We start from the raw sequence: 22,042 nt of genomic DNA, 5'->3' as shown, positions 1-22,042 counted from the left end.
ATTCCCATTACCAATTACCCATTACCCACACAGCCAAATTTTCCGCGAGGTTTTATGAAAACATTGGATGAACTACTATCTGAGCTACGTCAGCGCGATGTCAAACTTTGGTTAGAAGGCGATCGCCTGCGTTATCGGGCAGCAAAAGACAGCCTAACACCAGAATTGCTGAACGAGTTAAAAACGCAAAAAGCTGAAATCATCAACTTTCTGCGCCAAGTTACCACAATCGCCACTTCTAAAATTCCGCCAATTGTCGCTTGTGAACGAAATGGTAATTTGCCGATTTCTTTTGGTCAGCAACGCTTATGGTTTTTGCATCAGTTTGAACCGAATAGTTCCTCAAATAATATGCCCGTTGTGGTGCGGTTTACGGGGAATCTCAATGTTGTTGTGTTAGAAGAAAGTTTGCGAGAAGTTGTCCGTCGGCATGAAGTGTTGCGGACAACTTTTCCGGCTGTGAATGGTAAGCCGACTCAAGTTATCGCTACGGATGTTTCTTTGACGCTACCAGTTATTGACTTGCAGCAAGTACCAGATGAACAACGGGAGACAGAAGCTCATATACTGGCAACCAAAGAAGCTCATCAACCCTTTGATTTAGCCAATGGCCCAGTTTTACGAGTGCTGCTGCTGCGGTTGAGCGATCGCGAGCATCTACTAATCTGGAATATGCACAGTATAGTTTGTGATGGTGCTTCTTCCGATGTGTTCTATCAAGACTTCACTACCATCTACAAAGCACTGTCAGCAGGCCAGCCTTCGCCTTTACCTCCCTTACCAGTGCAGTATGCTGATTTTACCCATTGGCAACATCAATGGCTGCAAGGTGAGGTTTTAGAGTCACAGGTAAACTACTGGAAGCAAAAGCTAGAAGGCAATTTGCCAATCATAGACTTACCTTACGATCATCCTCGTCCTCAAGGAGCGCAAACCTACCGAGGCGATCGCGCGGCGCTATTACTACCAAAGGCGCTCAACCATGCGCTGACAGACTTGAGTCAAAAATGGGGAGCTACCCTGTTTATGACTCTACTAACAGTGTTTGAGCTACTGCTTTATCGCTATTCTGGGCAAGAAGATTTACTAGTTAGCTTTGCTAGTGCTGGACGCGGACAAGTTGAAACCGAAAGACTGATTGGATTTTTCTCGAATACTTTGGTACTGCGGAGTAATTTAGCTGGTAATCCGACTTTCCGAGAATTATTAGACCGAGTACGTAAGGATTGTTTAGAAGCTTATAGCCATCAAGATTTACCTTTTGAAAGACTTATTGAAGAACTTAAACCAGAACAACAAAGCCGTAATACTTCCTCACTATTTCAAGTAAAATTCTCCCTCAATCCACCTTGGTCAAATGGCCGTGGTATGGCAGCGGTGGAACTACCTGATTTAACGATCGCTTCTCTATTTGGCTACATCTATCATGGCAAGACTAAATACGATCTGACATTGGTATTGCGGGAGCAGGATAATGGTTTGGGTATGGTATTCGACTACAATGCCGATATGTTTGATACCAGTACTGTAGAACGGATGCTGGGACACTACAAAACTTTACTGGAAGCTATTGTTGCTAACCCAGATCGGCCGATTTCGGAATTACCTCTGTTAACAGCCGGGGAACAGCAATTATTAGTTGATTGGCATGGTAAGCAGCCTGATTATCCTCAAGATATTTGTATACATCAGTATTTTGAGAATCAAGTTGAACGAACTCCTAATAATATTGCAGTCAGTTTTGCAAATCAGCAGTTCACCTATCTAGAACTCAATCACCGCGCAAACCAGCTAGCTCACTATTTGCAAACTTTAGGCGTAGGAGTCGGGGTCAATGTCGGTTTGTATTTAGAGCCTTCTTTAGAAACGATTGTGGGGCTATTGGGTATTTTAAAAGCTGGGGGAACTTATGTAGCGATCGCTCCTACTTCTGGTCAAGATAGCTTGGCTGTGATTTTAGAAGATGCCCAAGTATCCTTACTATTAACTCAAAGTTCGTTAGTTGAGAAACTCCCTGAGTCTCAGGTGCAAGTTATCTGTATAGATACTGAAGTGCAAAGTATCGCTATGCACTCAAATAATAATCTAGCTGGTCTAGTCACAGAGCAGAATCTCGCCTGTGTGATGTATGTTTCCGCTGCAAATGGTAAACCTAACGGTGTAAGTATTACACATAGTAATATTGTTACTCACAGCCTAGCAATTAGCAAAACTTGGGAGTTGGCTGAAAGCGATCGCGTCCTACTTCAACCTAGTCTCAACGGTGATACGTTCATTGAATCACTGTTCCCTACTTGGGTTACAGGTGCTAGTGCAATTATCCAATCTCAGCAGCAATCTACGACGCAGTTTTTCTCATTCGTTGCTCAACAACAAATTACTGTTGTTAATCTAGCTACTTCTTTTTGGTATGAGTTAGTCAAGGAGTTATCTGCGTCTTCTCAAACCTTACCAGCTAGCTTGCGCTTGGTTATGGTTGGTGGCGAAAGAGTCTCCCGCAATGCTTATTTAACTTGGGTAGAAAAGATTGGTAAGCAAGTACGCTGGCTGAATGCTTATGGAACCCTAGAAACGACTTTAACCGCCACAGTTTACGATCCAGAGACTGCGACAGAAGCCAGTGAAACGCGCTCAGAAATTCCTTTAGGAAAAGCGATCGCTAATACCCAAGTCTACATCCTCGATCAGCGATCGCAACCTGTACCCATCGGCGTGACTGGTGAAATCTACATCAGCGGTATCGGCGTTACTCAAGGCTACTTCAACCATCCCAATTTAACATCTAATAAATTTATCCCTAATCCCTTTAGTAGTGAATCAGAAGCATATCTTTACAGAACAGGTGACTTAGGACGCTACTTAAGTGATGGCAATATTGAGTTTGTCGGACGTTTAGATAATCAAGTCAAAATTCGCGGTTATCGCTTTGAATTGACAGAAATTGAAACAGTTTTGGCGCAATATCCAGGCGTGGAAAATAGTGTAGTCATTATCAGTGAATATATTTCTGAGGATAAACATTTAGTTGCTTATGTTATTGCCAAACCAGGAGAAAGTTTAAATAGCGAGCAACTACGAAGTTTTCTCCAAGAAAAACTGCCTGAGCAGATGTTACCTTCTGCCTTTGTTATGGTCGATTCTCTACCATTAAATGCTCAGGGAGATGTAGACCGCAAAGCTTTACTTGCTCTTAATTTAACTAATAATAAGACAGAAAAAACGTTTGCTAAAGCTGAAACTCAATTACAACTGCAATTAACAGAAATTTGGGAAAATATTTTAGGAGTTCGCCCAATTGGCATAACAGATAACTTTTTTGATTTAGGTGGACATTCATTAGTAGCAGTACGCCTATTTTCTCAGATTGAAAAGATAGTTGGCAAAAACCTAGCCCTATCTATCCTCTTGCAAGCTCCGACTATTGAGCAATTAGCTAAAATTATTGAGAGCGAAAGAAGTTCAAAACCTGGGGTTGTGACGACGCTAACAGATGACATAAACTCTGATACATCAATTCCTTGGTCTTCTTTAGTACCTATTCAGCCCAACGGTTTTAAGCCTCCTTTCTTCTGCGTACATGGTTTGGGTGGAGAAGTTCTGCGTTTCCGAGAATTGGCTGTGCATTTAGGAGCAGATCAACCATTTTATGGGCTACAACCACAAGGATTAGATGGGAAACAGCTTCCTTATAATCGGATTGAAGACATGGCGGCGCATTATATTAGACAAATCCAGACTATTCAGCCCCATGAGCCTTACTGTATCGGTGGCTACTCATCAGGAGGCATAATTGCTTACGAAATGGCTCGGCAATTGTTTATGCAAGGCAAGGAAGTCGCTTTGCTAGTTTTATTTGATACTTTTGGTTCAAGACCTATTAAATCTGAGTCATTGCAACAGCCAGCCTCTCGTAATTGGAAGAATCTTTTAAAAATTGCATCTAACTATATTGTTGAGCAGGCACAAAAAAATAGAGAGGAGCTTAAGTATCGCATTAAAGAGATACTCTGGCGGTTTGTCTTTCAATTTCACCTAAGCCTCGGACGTCCCTTACCTTATTCTTACCGAAAATTCATGGTGGAAGAAGCCACTAGAAAAGCATTAAGAGAATATGTTCTCCGAGTTTATACAGGTCGAGCAACTGTATTCCGAACAGAAGATGGTCGTTTAATTGGAGAACAGGAGGGCGATCCTAAAATGGGTTGGGGTAAATTGGCATCAGGAGGAGTGGAAATTTATGATATTTCTGGAATTCATAACTCAGTCTTTAAAGAACCCTATGTACGCTCTGTGTCTGAGAAAATGAAGGCTTGCATAGACCAAGTTATTGCGGAATATAAAGTTTACTAAACTTATCTGAAATCTCTTCCAATCACAAAAATGGTAGAAAGTGAATTTTACTTTCTACCATTGCTGTAAAAATGATTAATTCGCTCCATTTGGCGCTTTTTTTAATTGGGATTTCCTAACAGGAATGGGAAAGCTCCCAATCTTGTACCATCGAAATAGCTTTTTTGTAAACATATAAATCAACTTGGTGAACTTCTATTCCTTGTCCAATTCCCTGAAGAAGAGTAATTGACAATTTTCCACCTAAGTGCTCGCGGAACTCAGTAATTCCCCTAAATAAGTGATGAGGATGATCTGGTTGATGTAATTGCTCTGTAAGTGCAGATACGTACAAAGTGAATCCCAATCTTTTAAGTGTACCTAAAATTCTTTGCCACTCTAATTGCGACAGTAGCCCAGTTAAATAGGAATAAGTACTATCTAAAGCAATGCCGATCGCAACAGCTTCACCATGACGTAATTTATAGTCTGTGATATGTTCTAATTTATGAGCTGCCCAGTGTCCAAAGTCCAAAGGACGTGATGAACCCTTTTCAAAGGGGTCGCCACTAGTGGCAATATGTTGTAAGTGCAATTGCGCACAACGATAAATTAGCTTTTCCATAGCTTTCAGATCGCGAGCAGCTAATTTATCGGCATGAGTCAGAATGAACTGGAAGAAATCTGCATCTTTGATCAGTCCTACCTTCACAGCCTCTGCAATACCAGATCGCCAATCGCGATCGTCAAGACTAGTGAGAAAATCAAAGTCATTCAATACTGCATAAGGTGGCATAAATGTACCGAGAAAATTTTTCTTGCCAAATGCATTAATTCCGTTCTTTACTCCTACACCCGAATCGTTTTGCGCTAACACTGTAGTCGGTACTCGTAGCAGTCGAATTCCTCGGTGAGCTGTTGCTGCTGCGTATCCTACCATGTCCAACAAGGCTCCACCTCCAATTCCTAATACGTAGGAGTGGCGGCATAATCCATCTGCATCGATCAGCTGATGAATTTGTTCTACAAATCTTGCTTCGTTCTTAACTATTTCTCCACCCGGAACTATAATAGGCTCATCAATTAAGGTTATGATATCTGCATAAAACTGGGCATAAACTGATATTTGATTCATTAACCCATGCTGATGTTTTAACAATCCTCCATCTACTATAGCTAAAACTTTTTTTGGGTTTAAGTCTCCATCCGCGGCAATCACCTGCGCTAATAAAGGATTGTCTAATTGAAACAGACCATTAGTAAAGTGAACATCATAGTTAAAATTTACACAGACAGATTGCTGAATTGATTGTAATTGAACAGAAGGCTTGTGTGTAATTAGCATTTCAACTTAATTATTTTTAAGTATTATTTTCAAACTTTGAATTTTTAGCATCTAGTAAAAGATGCATTTAAACTTTTGGGGCAAATCCATCATTAAAAATGCTTTTCAGTATTAAACTTACTGAAATGTTTGAGACAAATCTTAAACCACTCAGAAAGTAGTTCAACTGGATTGAATTGATCTTAAATGCAGTTAAGAATCACATTATTACTTAAATCTGCCTCAGGCTTTAACTTTTTTTGAGTTTAGTTATAAATATGGTTGTTGAAGTAAGAAGTAAAATTATTCTATATAAAGTAGCTTTATATTTTAGCGGTCAATAACCGCAACTTTACATTATCTTATCTAAAGCTCAGAGATTTTTGTAGATTTAGTAAAGTTTGAAAGTATTTTTTTTATACATCTCAGTAATTTTCTTATAGTAAGAAAAATATTCTCTGGCTTAAGAAATTATCCTTATTAAGGGGCAAATTTTAACTTTAGTTTGTATAGAAAACACTTAAGGTCTTCTTTTGCATTAATCATGAGTAACGTAAACAAGTTGTTGCATGACTGGCTAGGACAGTCTATTTCTGAAGAAGCTCTGGCTTGGCTTGAACAAAAACAGCTACACATTGCTAACGGTGCTCCTAAGCGGGTATTTTTCACGTCTTTTAGTGCTGTACCGCGTTATTTAGGTAAACATAGTTTGCAATTAACATCCCAAGACTTAGCAGTAGCCCATAACCTAGTTCCAGGTTGGTTTCCTGGTGATTGGACTGTAGATCAAGCGGGTCGGACGCTCTTGGTACTTGCTTTACCTCACAATCATACCGAGGATTATGTGCGATCGCTCGATCAAGTTTACAGTACAGCGGATATGGGTGAGTTGATTGCACTGTATCAAAGTTTACCCCTATTGCCTCATCCAGAGTTACATCGCCAACGCGCTGCTGAAGGCATTCGCAGCAATATGAGTAATGTTTTTCAAGCCATAGCAATACGCAACCCTTATCCAGCAGAATATTTAGACAATATTGCGTGGAATCAGATGGTTTTGAAAGCTTTGTTTGTCGGGAGTCCTTTGCATCTGATTTGGGGTTTGGATCGCCGTGCTAACCCAGAATTGGCAAGGATGTTGGCAAACTATGCCCATGAGCGTTGGGCTGCTAAACGCCCAGTTTCACCAGAACTTTGGCGAGCCGTAGGATCGTTTGCCGATCACGCAATTATTGCAGATTTGGCAAAAGTGCTAGCAGATGGAGACATAGCTGAACAACAAGCAGCAGCTTTAGCCTGCTCTCAATCTGCTTTACCTGAAGCGCAAGCACTACTCTCACGTTACCCAAAGTTGCACTCAGCTATTCAACAAGGTGAACTGACTTGGAGTAATTATAGCCGCGATCGCCAGGCAGTTTGCAAATAATAGCTAAAAGTCCATAGTCAAAAGTCCAAGAACCATTGACAGTCTCAAGCAACAATCTATGGTCTATTTCTCTGTGTCACAGACACTTTGCGCAACGAGGGGAACCCCCACACGCAAGTGTCCTCCTCTGTGTCTCTGTGGTTAATTTATTTCTTAAAAATCCCTAGTTATTATGATGTTTATCGATCCTCACATTCACATGTGTTCCCGTACCACTTACGATTACCTAATCATGCGGGAATATGGTATTGTCGCCGTCATTGAACCATCTTTTTGGTTAGGACAACCCCGAACAACGGCTGGCTCGTTTAAAGACTACTTTAGCAGTCTTGTTGGATGGGAGAGATTTCGTGCTAGTCAATTTGGCATTCAACACTACTGCACCATCGGCCTCAACCCCAAAGAAGCAAATAACGAAGCCTTAGCAGCAGAAGTTATTGAACTGTTACCGCTTTATGCTTGCAAAGAGGGAGTTGTTGCCATTGGAGAAATTGGCTATGACGACATGACAGAAGCTGAAGATAAATACTTTTGCCAACAACTAGCATTAGCCAAAGATCTCGATATGCTGGTATTGATTCATACACCTCACCGTAATAAAAAGGAGGGTGCCAGCCGCAGCATGGATCGTTGCATTGAATATGGACTAGATCCCTCACAAGTAATTATTGACCACAACAACGAAGAAACCGTTGAAGAAGTTTTAAAACGAGGCTTTTGGGCAGCTTTTACAATTTACCCAAAAACCAAAATGGGTAATGCCAGAATGGTAGAGATTGTCCGTCAGTATGGATGCAATCGCATCATTGTAGATAGTAGTGCCGATTGGGGTGTTAGCGATCCATTAGCAGTCCCGAAAACAGCTAAATTAATGCTAGAAACAGGCATTCCAGAAGAAGATGTACGAGCAGTATGTTACGAAAATGCTCTATTTGCTTACGGTCAAACGGGGCAAATAAAAGCATCAGACTGGCTAAATGCTGAATCTACCGATCAGCGTCAGATGTTCAACGGTAATTCTGTTTTACGGGGACAGGAACCAGGGATTAAGTCAATTGCAGACTATGTGCTGATTGAGTAGAAGGATTGGGGATTAGGGGATGAGGGAGACAAAGAGACGGGGGGACGCGGAGAATAAAAAATGACAAAGAGCAAAGTCTAGCCAGTCGTGTGGTGTTAGCGTAGGAGTAGCGACGTCAGAGCTTCGGCAGCGCGATTTTGGGGAGCCAGTGCGTTGCGGAGGTTCCCTCCGTTGTAGCAACTGGCGTGGTTTTCCCTATGAGGAACTGCCTCAACTTTGTAACAGAGGACAAATGACAACTGACAAAAAGGAAACAAACCAGTGAATGTTGCAAGTTTGAATTTTCAACACTGGCGGGGGTATTTAGAGTTGATGCGCCCAGCTAACATTGTTACTGCTTGGGCTGATATTCTAGTTGGCTTTGCCGCCTCAGGCTCCGGAGTTATTTTTGCTCAATTACTCAACGGTCAAGCAACTGCTACCAGTTTAATTCCCTTAGCCTGGTTGTTATTGGCTACAACTGGTTTATACGGCGGCGGTATAGTTTTTAATGATGTTTTTGATGCCGAATTAGACCAAAAAGAGCGACCATCTAGACCAATACCTAGTGGTCGAGTGTCTCGCCAAAATGCTGCTTTATTGGGGAGTATATTGTTTGCGATCGCAATTGTGGCAGCTTTCCAAGTTTCTTGGTTGAGTGTCATCTTAGCTTTAGTCATTACTTTTGCAGCGTTACTGTATGACTCACTGGCCAAGCATCATCCCTTTTTTGGCCCATTGAATATGGGTTTGTGCCGTGGCAGCAACTTATTATTAGGAGTAAGTGCTGTACCTGCAATCGTCTGGGAACGTTGGTATTTAGCGTTGATTCCTGTACTTTACATTGCTGCAATCACCGCAATTAGCCAAGGAGAAGTTCACGGCGGTAAAAAAATTACGGGAATAGTGGCAGTACTGTTAATTGCAATAGTTCTGACAGCAGTTGTAGCTTTGGGATTTTTTGTAGAATATAGTGCGTACCCCAAAGGGGTTGTCGTTCGCGGAGCGTCTCCGATAGGAGAAGACATCGCCACCTTACCATTCGCTGCTTTATTAGCTGTGCGAATCTTGCCTAATTTTATCCAAGCTGCCCGCGATCCAGTGCCAGAAAAAATCCGAAATGCAGTAAAAGTCGGTGTATTGTCTCTAATTATCTTAGATGCAACAGTTGCGGCTGGTTTTGCGGGTTTATCTTACGGTTTGTTAGTACTAATTTTGCTACCCATTTCAATGTCATTTGCCAAAATATTTGCTGTTACTTAGAGTCAACAAGGCAGTCTCGATGAAAAAATTTCATCGCTATGTATAGAAAAGGGACAAAGAGGATAATTAATTACTCTTAACTCTTAACTCTGTACTCAGCACTCATTCAAGACAGAAGGCAGAAGAGAAATTATAGAAATCCTATTTGATTTTTGAAAAAACGACCTCCTTCTTTTAGTCCCTTGTTTCCCTGTTCCCTACCTCTACGACTAAGTTCAGGAATCAAATAGGATGGCTATATGTTTTTCATATATTAGAGCGAAAATTTTTTCATTGAGACAGCCTGCTGATTGCACTAAAATTAGTTGCAAATCACAAATAGGTATGTAGATCCAAGATGAAGATTGCCATAGACAGCAAATTTCACCTGACTTACTGCACCAATATTCATCCTGGTGAAAGTTGGGTAGAGGTTTTTGCCAATTTAGAAAAGTATATTCCCCACCTCAAATCACGTTTATCACCTCAAGCACCTTTTGGAATTGGTTTGCGATTAGCAGATACAGCCTCAAAGCAAATTTTAGAAAAAGATAACTTGGCTCAGTTCCAAGCTTGGCTAACACAAGAAGATTTATATGTTTTTACCTTAAATGGATTTCCTTACGGGGGATTTCATCACCAAATTGTCAAAGACCAAGTTTATGTACCAGATTGGTCAACTCAGGAAAGGCTGAAATATACATTAAACTTGACAAAAATTTTAGCTGCTTTGTTACCAGAAGAACTTGATGGTGGCATTTCTACATTGCCTTTATCTTATAAACCTTGGTGGGGAGACGACCAACAAACTTGGGACATAGTTCTAAAAAATAGCTGTTTCCACATTGCATCAGTTGTAGCAGAAATGGTTCGTATCCAGAACTATACAGGTAAGTTGCTGCATATTGATTTGGAACCTGAACCTGATGGTTTAATTGAGAATACCTCAGAAGTAATTGATTTTTACCAAAATTGGTTATTGCCAATTGGTGGTAATTATTTAGCCCATAAATTAAATATTGAACAGAATTTAGCAGAGAGTAAATTGCTTGAACATGTGCGGCTTTGCTATGACACCTGCCATTTTTCAGTTGAATATGAGCAGCCACATTCTGTATTTGAACGTTTGCAATCAGCAGGTATTAAGATTGGTAAGATCCAAATTAGTGCAGCAATTCAAGTAAAAATTCCGGCTGATGTTGAGCAGCGTAGTTTAATAACTGAACGCTTACAACCCTTTGCTGAATCTACTTATCTTCATCAAGTAATAGAACGTCGTAGTGACGGTACGCTATATCACTATCCTGATTTAATCAGTGCATTACCATACTTAGAACAATCGCTAGCTGAAGAATGGCGTACTCACTTTCATGTGCCAATTTTTATTCGCGATTATCAAATTTTGCAGTCTACACAAGATGATATTGTAACTATTTTGCATTTACTGCAAAAAAATAATGCTTGTCATCATCTAGAAATCGAAACTTACACCTGGGATGTTTTGCCATCAGAAATGAAGATAGATTTGCTAACTTCTATTCAGCGGGAATATGAGTGGGTATTAAAAAATTTTGCTGGTAATTAAAAGGAGATGAAGTTGATGCAGAAAACGGTTGTTATAAATGTCGTCGGCTTAACACCCAGTTTACTAGGAGAAAACACGCCGTTTTTATCTGATTGGGCAGCAAAAGGGCGAGTAGTTCCAATTAAATCAGTATTACCTGCTGTGACTTGTTCAGTTCAGGCTACTTATTTAACAGGAAAATTGCCTGATGAGCATGGCATTGTTGCTAACGGTTGGTACTTCCGTGATGATTGTGAAGTGAAGTTCTGGCGACAGTCTAATAAATTAGTGCAAGCTCCCAAAATTTGGGAAATTGCTAAATCAATTGACCCCAACTTTACTTGTGCCAACCTTTTTTGGTGGTACAACATGTACTCTTCAGCAGACTATGCGATTACACCCCGCCCGATGTACCCCGCAGATGGTAGAAAACTACCTGATATTTATACTTATCCTGCCGATATTCGTGAGGAAATTCAATCAGATTTAGGTCAGTTCCCACTATTCAATTTTTGGGGACCAAATACCTCTATTGTTTCTAGCCAATGGATTGCTAATTCTGCCAAGTGGATTGAGGAACGCTACAGCCCTACACTCACATTAATTTATTTACCTCATTTAGATTACTGTTTACAAAAATTTGGTCAAGATGAAAAGCAAATACAAAAAGATTTAAAAGAAATTGATGTTGTCTGTGGCGAACTAATTAATTATTATCAAGCACGTAATACTCAAGTAATTGTACTTTCAGAGTATGGCATTATTCCAGTTTCTAAAGCAGTGGATTTGAACCGTGTCCTCCGTACAAATGGTTTAATTACTGTTAGAGAAGAGTTAGGAAAAGAACTACTCGATCCTGGTGCTAGTATTGCTTTTGCTGTAGCCGATCATCAAGTTGCACATATATATGTGAACGATCCGACGTATATTCCGAAAGTGCGCGATTTGCTAGAAACAACTGAAGGTGTAGTGCAGGTATTAGACGAAGAGGGGAAACAAGCCTACCATCTCAATCATCCTCGATCTGGGGAGTTAGTGGCGATCGCTCAATCTGATGCTTGGTTTACCTATTACTACTGGCTGGATGATGCGAAAGCGCCTGATTTTGCCAGAACCGTGGATATTCACCGCAAACCAGGCTACGATCCTGTAGAACTTTTCCTCGATCCGCAACTGAAATTTCCCAAACTCAAAATCGCTACCAAGCTGTTGCAGAAACAGCTTGGTTTGCGTTACCTCATGGACGTGATTCCTCTGGATGCTTCTTTAGTGCGCGGTTCTCATGGTTGTATCGCTACGTCTCTAGAGGAAGGTCCGATGTTGATTAGCCATCAGACTGATTTAGTTAATCAAGACTTAATTGCTGCAACGGATGTTTGCTCTTTGATTCTCCAGCATTTAAAAATTTAGATGTGTATCGCTTTCACGTTTGTGATGAATGCCTTCACGTTAATAAAGAACGTTAAAGCGTTCGTCAAAAATGCTTTAATGTTCTCTATGGATGGAATGATTTTTGTGATGAAGGCGATCGCGTAAGTGAGTAATGCCAAGTGGTTTTGCAGAAAAGCGATCGCTAATCAGCAACCAAAATCTAAATAATTCCTCCCTGTCTTCCTTGTCCCCGAAGCCTATCGCTTACCCTTACACAAATTCTTGTCAATCTCACGCGCCTCCTCATCTTTAGGATTAGGCTTAAGATACTCGCCTATAAAATTGCACCCTTGGTTTAATAAATAATCAAAATCTCGCCTCCATAATCTCACCGTCTTGTCAGCACTTGCGGTTGCCAGTATCTTGCCATCCGGACTGAAGCTGACTCCATAAACCCAGTATGCATGACCACTGAGGGTTTTAATTTCTTTATAAGTGTTGATGTTCCACAATTTCACCATTTTGTCAACACTTACGCTTGCTAGCATCTTGCCATCCGGGCTGAAACTGACGCCATTAACCGAGTTTGTATGCCCGATGAGGCTTTTAATCTCGTTATAGGTACTGGTATCCCATAATTTTATTGTGTTATCATCACCTGCGGTTGCCAGCATCTTACCATCCGGGCTGAAGCTGAGGCTATTAACCGAGTTTGTATGACCAGTTAGAGTTTTAATCTCGTTATAGGTACTGGTATCCCACAATTTCACTGTGTGATCAACACTTGCGGTTGCCAGCATCTTACCATCCGGGCTGAAACTGAGGCTATTAACTGAGTTTGTATGACCAGTTAGGGTTTTAATCTCGTTATAGGTAATGGTATCCCACAATTTCACTGTGTTATCGTCACTTGCGCTTGCCAGCATTTTGCCATCCGGGCTGAAACTAATACTTTTAACTGAGTTTGTGTGCCCGATGAGGGTTTTAATTTCTTTACTAGTGCTGGTGTCCCACAATTTCACCGTGTTATCACCACTTGCGCTTGCCAGCATTTTGCCATCCGGGTTGAAGCTGACGCCATAAACCCAGTTTGTATGACTATTGAGGGTTTTAATCTCTTTGTACGTACTGGTATCCCACAATTTCGCTGTGTTATCACCACTTACAGTTGCCAGCATTTTGCTATTCGGGCTGAAGCTGACGCCATAAACCCAATTTGTATGCCCAATTAGGGTTTTAATCTCTTTGTACGTATTGGTATCCCATAATTTCACTTTGTTATCACCACTTGCAGTTGCCAGCATTTTGCCATCCGGGCTGAAGCTGACGCTCAAAACTAAGTCTGTAAGCCCGATAAGGGTTTTAATTTCTTTACCAGTACTGGTATTCCACAGTTTCACTGTGCGATCAACACTTGCGCTTGCCAGCATTTTGCCATCTGGGCTGAAGCTAACGCTATAAACCCAGTTTGTATGACCACTGAGGGTTTTAATTTCTTTACCAGTACTGGTATTCCACAATTTCACCGTGCGATCAACACTTGCGCTTGCCAGCATTTTGCCATCCGGGCTGAAGCTGACGCCATTAACCCTGTTAGTATGCCCGATGAGAGTTTTAATCTCTTTACCAGTGCTGATATCCCACAATTTCACCATGTTATCACTACTTGCGCTTGCCAGCATCTTGCCATTTGGGCTGAAGTTGACACCTTTAACCGAGTTAGTATGCCCGATGAGAGTTTTAATTTCTTTACCAGTGCTGGTATTCCACAATTTCAACGTGTTGTCATCACTTGCGCTTGCCAGCATCTTGCCATCTGGGCTGAAGCTGACGCCATTAACCGAGTTAGTATGCCCGATAAGAGTTTTAATTTCTTTACCAGTGCTGATATTCCACAATTTCAACGTGTTGTCAGCACTTGCTGTTGCCAGCATCTTGCCATTTGGGCTGAAGCTGACGCCATAAACCGAGTTTGCGTGTCCTCCTAAGGTGTTTGGCGCTGCAACGTTGTGAACTATATGCATTAATGCCAGTTCTACTTGGGTACGGGTATTTACGTCTACCCAAGGTGTATGTTGCATTTGCACAACAGCTTTTAAACTTGTTTTTAAGGCTTCTTGCCCATCTAAACTTAAAAGTGCAGATGAATTCTTTGCATTGGAATTTATTTCATTGATGGCAGCGCTCCTCCAGCCAATACCAGCTAACCCTGCTAAAGTCATGGCTGCTACAGAGAAGCTAGTAAGCACAATATTAATGCGACGCTGTTGGCGTATCTTTTCTTCGCGCCTGCGTTTTTCTTCTTCCTTCTCCTGTTCTCGTAATGCTACACTCTCCTGAATAAAATTTGTTTCTGTATCACCAAGTTCTTCTTTACGCTTACTTAGCCAATCTTCCGCCTCAGCTAAAGGTGAACCCCGTAATAATAATGCTTGCTTATCCTCCTTACCCGCTGCGTCCCATTCCCGCATCCGCCCTTTCAAGCGTTCTTGCCAGGTGCGAAACTTCCGGTGATCGTTCATCCACCCACGCAGCTGCGTCCACTCCCGAATTAAGGCTTCATGCACCACCTCAACTGTTTCTGCTTGCTTTTCTTCATCCCGTCCAGTCACTACCAGGCGTTTTGAAGCTAGCTGCGTTACCAAATCCCAATTATTACCGCTTATGGCTTCACGAGTAGCAATACAACGGGTGTCTTCTGTCCCTTCTCCCGGATGCACTAATTGAATGAATACCCGTTCTGCCCGTTTTTTATCAGCCTCATTTAATTGTTCAAAAACTGTTTCTGCATGATTTGCCAGCGCCTTAGCTACTCCCCCAATTTGTACATAGGCTTGATGTGTCAATTGTCTCCGACTCTGCTTTGCCCACAGTTGAGTCAAGGCAAACTCCAGCAAAGGCAAGTTTCCCGGTTCCTGCTTCACATCATCAAGAATACGTTCTGTTAGTCCTTCTTCCAGTGTCACCCCCATCTTCTTCGCTGGCTGCTCAATTGCAGTTTCCATTTCTTCACGGTTCATTGCACTGAGTAACTGCGGCTTGTGTTGTTGTAATGCTTCTCCAAAAGGCGCATAATTCAACACATAACTGAAAAAATCTGCCCGCAATGTCAACACCAGCGTCAAGTTATTTGGGGCTGATTGAATTGCTGCCAGCAACACATCAACAAATCGCTGTTGTTCTTGGCTATCCTGGCAAAGGGTATAAAGTTCTTCAAATTGATCAATGACTAACAATAATCTTTGATGAGGATGGCGTTGGAGAACACTTGCTAATACTTCCGGCAATGTTAAACCCTTCTCTATATCTGCAAGCAGTTCTTTTGCTCGCCCTGGTTGTTGAATTTCATCGAGTTCTGGTTGTAGCAGACGCACTAAAGCAGAAGCCAATCCGTAACTAGCCTGACTCTGGGGACGAAAAGATTCAATTAGCCAATTTCCCGTTTCTCGTAATCTGGGAATGAGTCCCGCAAACACTACTGAAGATTTACCACTTCCAGAAGCACCAATCAAAGCTACTAAAGGTTGTTGGTGAACTACTTTCAATAAACCTTCAACATATTTCTCTCGCCCAAAAAAGTATTCTCGATCTTGCTCGTGAAATGCTAATAAGCCCCGATATGGGCAAGACACATCGGGGCCATTACTTTTCTCTAAATAAATTTCTAATTGGTTGAAAAACGTTTTTCAGGGCTGTTGTTGTATTCAGTTCTACTTCATAGGATAAAATTCCTGGTATTAAATTTAGCGCTAACTTTGCTTTTGCAGCCGCAGGATTTTCTGGTTGGTTAAGCTGGTTACGAATTTCTTCCAATAACCGCATCAATTGATCTGGGTAGGAGGTATTGCTCATTAATTGAACGACTTGCGACTCAACTTCAATAATGGCATTACTTGCATCTGCTTCTGCAACTGTAGTAGAGCGTGCTTGTTGTGCTAGCAGTTCCCAATACTCAGCTTCAAACTGACGTATATCTGGTAATATTTCTTGCCGGATTCTCTGTTTAATAGCAGTTCTCTCAAAGATGTTGTCACTTATCGCAAGGCGATTCTGCGCTTCAGTAAGGGTTTCATAACGTAAATTTAATACTTGTTCTAAATTGGCTAATCTCTCACTCGATAGCATTTGAGCTTAACTCCTGTTAATTAAATTATTGATTTAACAAGCTGTATAAGCCTGGTAATTATCTACACAATGAGACAATGTTTCCGGTGAATAAGTATAAATCTTCCCGAAACTTTTAGAGTTTATATTTGATGTGAATTATAGTTGTGACAAATATCTTATAGCATGGCTAAATTATCTGTGAGTTATCACAAATAACAAATTATCTAGAAATTTCAACAGCTTTTTATCAAGTAATTTTACTCACTAGATTTATTAAATACTTCTAAAATTTGTCGGCAAATTAGTTTTAACTTATCCCCAACTTGAAGCGAAGGGACAGAAGTACCGACAATACTCCAGTTATCTATGGTAGAAAGTCGCCAAGCCTCACCGCGATGGTCAAATGCAGCAACTTCTACACCGATCGCACGACGTGAATTGCTTACCGGGTCTTGATAAATTCGGATTTGAATTAAGACACTACGACTACGCCAGGATTTACTAATACCAGGAAAGTGAAAGCCGATATCTATCGAATCTGGATCGACTAACTCTCTTGTTTCTGGATCGTTCTTCCAAGGTTTAAGATCTGATTTGGCATCAGGAAACTCAAATTTAAACAAATTAACTACCGTAGCAATCTTGCTGGCGAGTTCAAGGTTAGTTGCTTGTTCAGATGCGTTCACGAAAAAACACTCCTAATATTGCATCGGCCTATGGGAAATGTGACTACAGAAAACCGCCAGAAGGTTCATGGTATTAGTGTTTCAGCTTATCAAGGTCTTTTCTATTTCGCAACTCTAAATTATGCTTTCCTAACAATCATTGTTAACAAAAACTCCTAAAAACTGCTTGTTGAAGTTTATGGATAAGACAACTCATATTGAGTAATTATACTTAAATTTTTCAAAAGTTAAGCAGTCGCTAGTCTATTTTTAGAAAATAGGAAGCTAGTATCAAAAATCTTGCCGAAAATCCTTTGCTGGTAAGAACTATATATTACCTTAGCGATATAAAATTACACTGTTAGTCGGCAAACAAACAGCAAATTAGTTCAATATATGTCGCGTCAACGCTCTCTTTTGTCATTGATTTTAGTATTGTTGGCAACATTCCTGATCAGTTGTGGTGGTCCCAGTGTTGCAGTAGCACCTCCTACTTATACAACAGCGCAACTAACCAAAATCCAGGAATATGTACCAGATATTCAGGCTGTGCGCGATCGCTCAGAAGAATTGAAAAACCTAATCCAACAAAGAGATTGGATAAATGTGAGTAATTTTATACATGGTCCGATAACAGAAGCTAGACTGGACATGTCTTACGTAGCTCCTAACCTTTTACCCAAGGATCAAGCCGCAGCACGTCAAATCACGCGAGATTTTTTTAACCACCTGGTTAAAATCGATAAAGCTGCTACCGCAGGCAATACTCAACTTGCTTTGAGTAACTACCAAGCGGCTTTTGCAGATATTAACAAATTCCTCGATCTGCTTCCAGAGACAAGCACTCAATCATAAGTGCTGAGGAACCAGTGCGTTGCGCGGGTTCGCCGTGTTGAAGCAACTGGCGTTGCTGAGTTATGAGTTAGGAGTTAGGAATCACAAATTTCTAACTCCTAACTTCTGGATAAAGTCATGAGTCATGTAGTAATTATCGGTTGTGGTGTAGTTGGGGCAGCGATCGCCTATGAACTAAGTCTAGTTAAAGGTCTAAACATTACTGTTTGCGATCGCCAACCACCAGCACAAGGTTCCACCGGCGCTGCACTCGGTGTGTTGATGGGCGTAATTAGCCACAAAATCAAGGGTAAGGCTTGGCAGATGCGACAAACTAGCATCCAACGCTATGAAACTTTGATTCCCGAATTAGAAGCTATCACAGGTCGTAAAATTCCCTTCAACCGTCAAGGAATTCTTAGTCTTCGCCTGGAAGAAGAAAATTTAGCAGAATGGGAAAAGTTGTTAGCAATTCGCCACTCTCAAGGCTGGCAGTTAGAAATCTGGGATCAGACTAAACTACAAAATATCTGTCCTCAGATAGATAACGAAAAAATTATAGGCGCTATCTATTCTCCTCAAGACCGCCAACTTGACCCCACAGCCCTAACATTAGCTTTAGTTGAGGCTGCTCAGCATAACGGTGTTACCTTCCAATTTGGCGTGACTGTGTCAGGTGCCGAAACTTCACCCCAATTGTGCCACCAACTAGAAACAACTGCCGGGAAGATTGCTGCTGACTGGTTTGTAGTCGCCGCTGGGCTGGGTTCAACTCCATTGACAGCACAATTACACCACATGGTTGATATCCGCCCTGTACTGGGGCAAGCATTACAACTACATTTAGAGCATCCACTAGGAAATCCTGACTTCCAGCCGGCAATTACTGGTAATGATGTTCACATCGTCCCTGTGGGAGGTGGCGGCTACTGGATAGGTGCCACCGTGGAATTTCCGAGTAATGGTGATGAAATATCGCCCAATCAAGAATTACTGGAATCTATTAGACAACAAGCGATCGCTTTCTGCCCAGAGTTAGCACAGGCAAATATTATCCGTACTTGGTCAGGTTTACGTCCTCGTCCTGAAGAACGCCCAGCACCAGTTATTGGTAAGTTACCTGGGTTGAGTAATGTCCTCTTAGCCACCGGGCACTATCGCAACGGTGTTTTACTAGCACCCGCAACAGCTTATGCAATTCGTGAGATGATTATTCCTATCGATTCTTAATAAAAACATAACTTTTTATCGTTTTGCTCTGGCATTAGATGCCAGAGGCTTTTACATACAAAATTGATAGGAACTTAGCGTGTCATTAACAGAACATAAAATAACCGTAAATTCATTAGAGTGGTTCTATCGTGAAGCTACACCAATTGGTAGAAGTGATTTACTACCTGTAGTATTGCTACACGGCATTGTCTCGCAAAGTTACAGTTGGCGTCATATTTTACCTGCTTTAGCGAACCAGGGGACAAGAGCCATCGCTCCTGATTGGATTGGTTATGGCTTTTCGGCAACTCCAGAAAAACGAGATTTTGCTTACACTCCTGAGGCATTTATTGCAGCTTTAGAAGAATTTATTAAAGCACTAGAACTTGAAAGATTTTCTTTAGTTGTGCAAGGTTTTTTAGGTTCTGTAGGACTTCAATATGCCTTGCGTAACCCCAAAAAAATTGCCAATTTAGCTATTTTAAATACACCAATTTCAACTACTGCTAAATTACCTTGGAAAATTAAACAAATGGGTTTACCTTTAGCAGGTGAAATGATGACCCAAGACCCCCTTTTAGTTGACCGTACTTTAGAAGGTGGTAGCCGTTACCGTATAGAAGATAAAGATTTAGATGTTTATCGTCGACCATATTTGAAAAGTTCTGCACCTGGGCGAGGTCTTCTTGCAACTATTCGCAATTTGCAACTCGACTCAGCCATGACAGAAATTGCATCTGGTTTTCAACAATGGCAACAACCGATTTTAATTCAATGGGGTATGATTGACCCTTGGTTACCTGTAGAAATAGCAGAAAATTTTACCAATTCTGTATCGAACGCTGAATTAGTAAAGCTGAATAACGTTGGTCATTACCCTCAAGAACACTACCACGAGACAATTTTAGAAGACCTTTTACCCTTTCTGCGTCGTGCTGAATCGAAGTAGTGGTCAGTTGTTTCCCTCATCCCCGTGTCCCCGCGTCCCCGCGTCTATATTCAAGCAAGTGGTGGCTGAAGCGAAATTTTAGCTAGTTCTGGGCAGTAGTATCCAGCAATTTCTTTCGCGATCGCATCTGGTCGTGAAACTTGATCTAAATTACACAACACAATTACGGTAATTTTGTCATCAATAAAGCGAGTAATATTACTTGCAAATCCTAAAATCGAGCCATTGTGACTAACTACGCGGCGATCGCTATAATTTAATATCCACCATCCTAAACCCGCTACGTATCTCAGCTTCTCCCAATCATCGCCTCTATTTGGAGGGTGGGGAGTCCACATCAAATCAAGGGTTGCTTGCTTGAGCAAAGTTGCACTATAAAGTTCCTGTTCCCACTTCACCATATCTTCGATACTGGAGAGTTGACCTCCAGCTGAATATGTAACTGAGGGACTGTAGTATGGTTTATTAACGAGCTTACTTTCTAAAAAACGATAGCCAGCAGCCCGGTGCAACACAATATCTCTGGGATGATTCATCACGGTTGCATTCATGCCTAAAGGCTCAAAAATCCGCTGGCGCAAGAAATCTCCATAGGATTTTTTGGTGAGTTTTTCCAGCATCAACCCCAGGAGATAGTAGCCTGTGTTGTCGTAAGCACTAAACTCCCCTGGTGGGAATTTGAGAGGTAAATCGGTAACTAAAGCCAATATTTCCGATTTTGATAAATCAAGACGGGTAATTTCCCAGTAGTTTGGTGCATGGGTATAGTTGGGAATTCCTGACTGGTGAGACAGAATCTGTTTAATTGTCACACTCTGCCAAGCTAGAGGTAAATGATCCAGGTAGTCTGCGATCGCTTCATCCAGCGAAATTACGTCTTCTTCCACTAGCATCATTGTGGCTGTAGCTGTGAATGTTTTACCAATAGAAGCAATTTCATAAACTGTCTTTTCAGTTGCTGGAACCCTGTGCTCTACATTTGCCAATCCATAGCCCTTAACCAAAACAGGTTCACCCTCCTGCACCACTGCAACAGAGAGTCCCGGAATCTGGTGTTTAGTCATTGTGTCCCAGATGTAGTCGTCAATCAGCATCTTGGCAAAATAAAACTCCCATATCAGGGCTTAAGTTTACCAAAAGCTTGGCGATACTAGAAAAGCTGTCGCAAATGGCGATCGCTAGCTGTTAATCTTGTCATGAGAGTTCACACTTCTTAATCTATCTGCTGACTCGCGATCGGTTGCCGCATAAGGTTTTACCGTAACCTGATAAAGAGAGTACTTGCGGCCATTTAGGCGATCGCTACTCTACAACAAGTTGAGACAGGCAGGTTACAATTCATGGCTTATTCCTGGTTTAAAGCGTTTCATATTATTGGCTTCGTAGTCTGGTTTGCTGGTTTGTTCTACCTAGTACGTCTTTTTATCTATCACGTTGAAGCCAACCAAGAACCGGAACCAGCACGCACGATACTGAAAAATCAGTATCAAATTATGGAAAAACGCCTCTACAGTATCATTACAACTCCAGGAATGTTGGTGACTGTAGCAATGGCAATTGGACTTTTAACTACTGAACCGGATGTCTTGAAAGAGGGTTGGCTGCATATCAAACTAGTTTTTGTTGCCTTATTAATTGGCTATCATCATTACTGCTCCCGGCTAATGAAGAAGCTAGCAGTAGATGAATGTCGGTGGAATAGTCAGCAATTACGGGCTTTAAATGAAGCACCTACAGTTATGTTGATGGTGATTGTACTACTAGCTGTGTTTAAGAACAATCTCCCTACAGATATCACCGTCTGGGTTGTTTTTGCCGCAATTATTTTAATGGCAGTGACAATTCAGCTTTACGCAAAAAAACGCAAGCGTGATCGAGAAAAGTTGACAGCACAGTTAGGACAGGTTGCTCAGGAACAAGGTTAGTTATTCTCAATTTCGGCAATTTTAGGACGTTTTA

The 22,042-nt window shown here is 41.3% G+C and carries 15 protein-coding genes; 10 read left to right on the top strand and 5 right to left on the bottom strand.

Going from position 1 to position 22,042, the window contains the following annotated elements; genetic code table 11:
- Positions 1-54: 54 nt before the first annotated feature.
- Positions 55-4,350, top strand: coding sequence for a non-ribosomal peptide synthetase (locus BV375_RS33775; RefSeq protein ID WP_086768716.1), 4,296 nt, complete (start codon positions 55-57; stop codon positions 4,348-4,350).
- A gap of 115 nt (positions 4,351-4,465) precedes the next feature.
- Here BV375_RS33775 and BV375_RS33770 read toward each other — a convergent pair whose 3' ends face one another.
- Complete coding sequence (locus tag BV375_RS33770) at positions 4,466-5,674, bottom strand: 3-dehydroquinate synthase (protein ID WP_086768713.1); 1,209 nt, start codon at positions 5,672-5,674, stop codon at positions 4,466-4,468.
- Positions 5,675-6,197: 523 nt separating this feature from the next.
- Between BV375_RS33770 and BV375_RS33765 the strand changes: the two genes are divergently transcribed.
- The 5 genes from BV375_RS33765 (at position 6,198) to BV375_RS33745 (ending at position 12,355) form a co-directional block, all read left to right on the top strand.
- Positions 6,198-7,079 (top strand): EboA family metabolite traffic protein, encoded by an 882-nt coding sequence (locus BV375_RS33765; protein WP_086768711.1) that lies wholly within the window; start codon positions 6,198-6,200, stop codon positions 7,077-7,079.
- Positions 7,080-7,251: 172 nt separating this feature from the next.
- Positions 7,252-8,160: a TatD family hydrolase gene (locus tag BV375_RS33760; RefSeq protein WP_086768709.1), complete on the top strand. Its 909-nt coding sequence runs from the start codon at positions 7,252-7,254 to the stop codon at positions 8,158-8,160.
- 261 nt (positions 8,161-8,421) lie between these two features.
- Complete coding sequence (gene eboC, locus BV375_RS33755) at positions 8,422-9,402, top strand: UbiA-like protein EboC (RefSeq protein ID WP_339376818.1); 981 nt, start codon at positions 8,422-8,424, stop codon at positions 9,400-9,402.
- A 337-nt stretch (positions 9,403-9,739) separates the two neighbouring features.
- On the top strand, positions 9,740-10,966 hold the full coding sequence (gene eboE / locus BV375_RS33750; RefSeq protein WP_086768707.1) for a metabolite traffic protein EboE: 1,227 nt from the start codon (positions 9,740-9,742) through the stop codon (positions 10,964-10,966).
- 15 nt (positions 10,967-10,981) lie between these two features.
- Positions 10,982-12,355, top strand: a complete 1,374-nt coding sequence (locus BV375_RS33745) for a nucleotide pyrophosphatase/phosphodiesterase family protein (RefSeq protein WP_086768779.1) — start codon at positions 10,982-10,984, stop codon at positions 12,353-12,355.
- 218 nt (positions 12,356-12,573) lie between these two features.
- Here BV375_RS33745 and BV375_RS33740 read toward each other — a convergent pair whose 3' ends face one another.
- The 3 genes from BV375_RS33740 to BV375_RS33730 all read right to left on the bottom strand — a co-directional run bounded on the left by BV375_RS33740 (position 12,574) and on the right by BV375_RS33730 (position 17,109).
- Positions 12,574-15,948 carry a WD40 repeat domain-containing protein gene (locus tag BV375_RS33740; RefSeq protein ID WP_243714137.1) on the bottom strand — a complete coding sequence of 1,125 codons (3,375 nt, stop codon included), beginning with the start codon at positions 15,946-15,948 and terminating at the stop codon, positions 12,574-12,576.
- A 10-nt stretch (positions 15,949-15,958) separates the two neighbouring features.
- Positions 15,959-16,441 carry a hypothetical protein gene (locus tag BV375_RS33735; RefSeq protein ID WP_086768703.1) on the bottom strand — a complete coding sequence of 161 codons (483 nt, stop codon included), beginning with the start codon at positions 16,439-16,441 and terminating at the stop codon, positions 15,959-15,961.
- A gap of 239 nt (positions 16,442-16,680) precedes the next feature.
- Positions 16,681-17,109, bottom strand: coding sequence for a hypothetical protein (locus tag BV375_RS33730; RefSeq protein ID WP_086768701.1), 429 nt, complete (start codon positions 17,107-17,109; stop codon positions 16,681-16,683).
- A gap of 375 nt (positions 17,110-17,484) precedes the next feature.
- Here BV375_RS33730 and psbQ point away from each other — a divergent pair, with 375 nt between their 5' ends.
- From psbQ to BV375_RS33715, 3 genes are all read left to right on the top strand, one after another.
- Positions 17,485-17,943: a photosystem II protein PsbQ gene (gene psbQ / locus BV375_RS33725; protein ID WP_086768699.1), complete on the top strand. Its 459-nt coding sequence runs from the start codon at positions 17,485-17,487 to the stop codon at positions 17,941-17,943.
- 117 nt (positions 17,944-18,060) lie between these two features.
- Positions 18,061-19,152, top strand: coding sequence for an FAD-dependent oxidoreductase (locus BV375_RS33720; RefSeq protein ID WP_086768697.1), 1,092 nt, complete (start codon positions 18,061-18,063; stop codon positions 19,150-19,152).
- A gap of 79 nt (positions 19,153-19,231) precedes the next feature.
- Positions 19,232-20,083, top strand: coding sequence for an alpha/beta fold hydrolase (locus tag BV375_RS33715; protein WP_086768695.1), 852 nt, complete (start codon positions 19,232-19,234; stop codon positions 20,081-20,083).
- A gap of 50 nt (positions 20,084-20,133) precedes the next feature.
- On the opposite strand, the gene BV375_RS33710 is transcribed toward BV375_RS33715, so the two are convergent.
- Positions 20,134-21,177: a serine hydrolase gene (locus BV375_RS33710; protein ID WP_279432991.1), complete on the bottom strand. Its 1,044-nt coding sequence runs from the start codon at positions 21,175-21,177 to the stop codon at positions 20,134-20,136.
- 246 nt (positions 21,178-21,423) lie between these two features.
- On the opposite strand from BV375_RS33710, the gene hemJ reads away from it, so the two are divergent.
- Complete coding sequence (gene hemJ / locus BV375_RS33705) at positions 21,424-22,008, top strand: protoporphyrinogen oxidase HemJ (protein WP_086768693.1); 585 nt, start codon at positions 21,424-21,426, stop codon at positions 22,006-22,008.
- Positions 22,009-22,042 lie beyond the last annotated feature (34 nt).

The sequence above is a fragment of the Nostoc sp. 106C genome, assembly GCF_002154725.1.
Lineage (GTDB): Bacteria > Cyanobacteriota > Cyanobacteriia > Cyanobacteriales > Nostocaceae > Aulosira.
The sequence above is the reverse complement of the archived record's forward strand: the minus strand, read 5'-3'. Positions and strand labels throughout refer to the sequence as shown.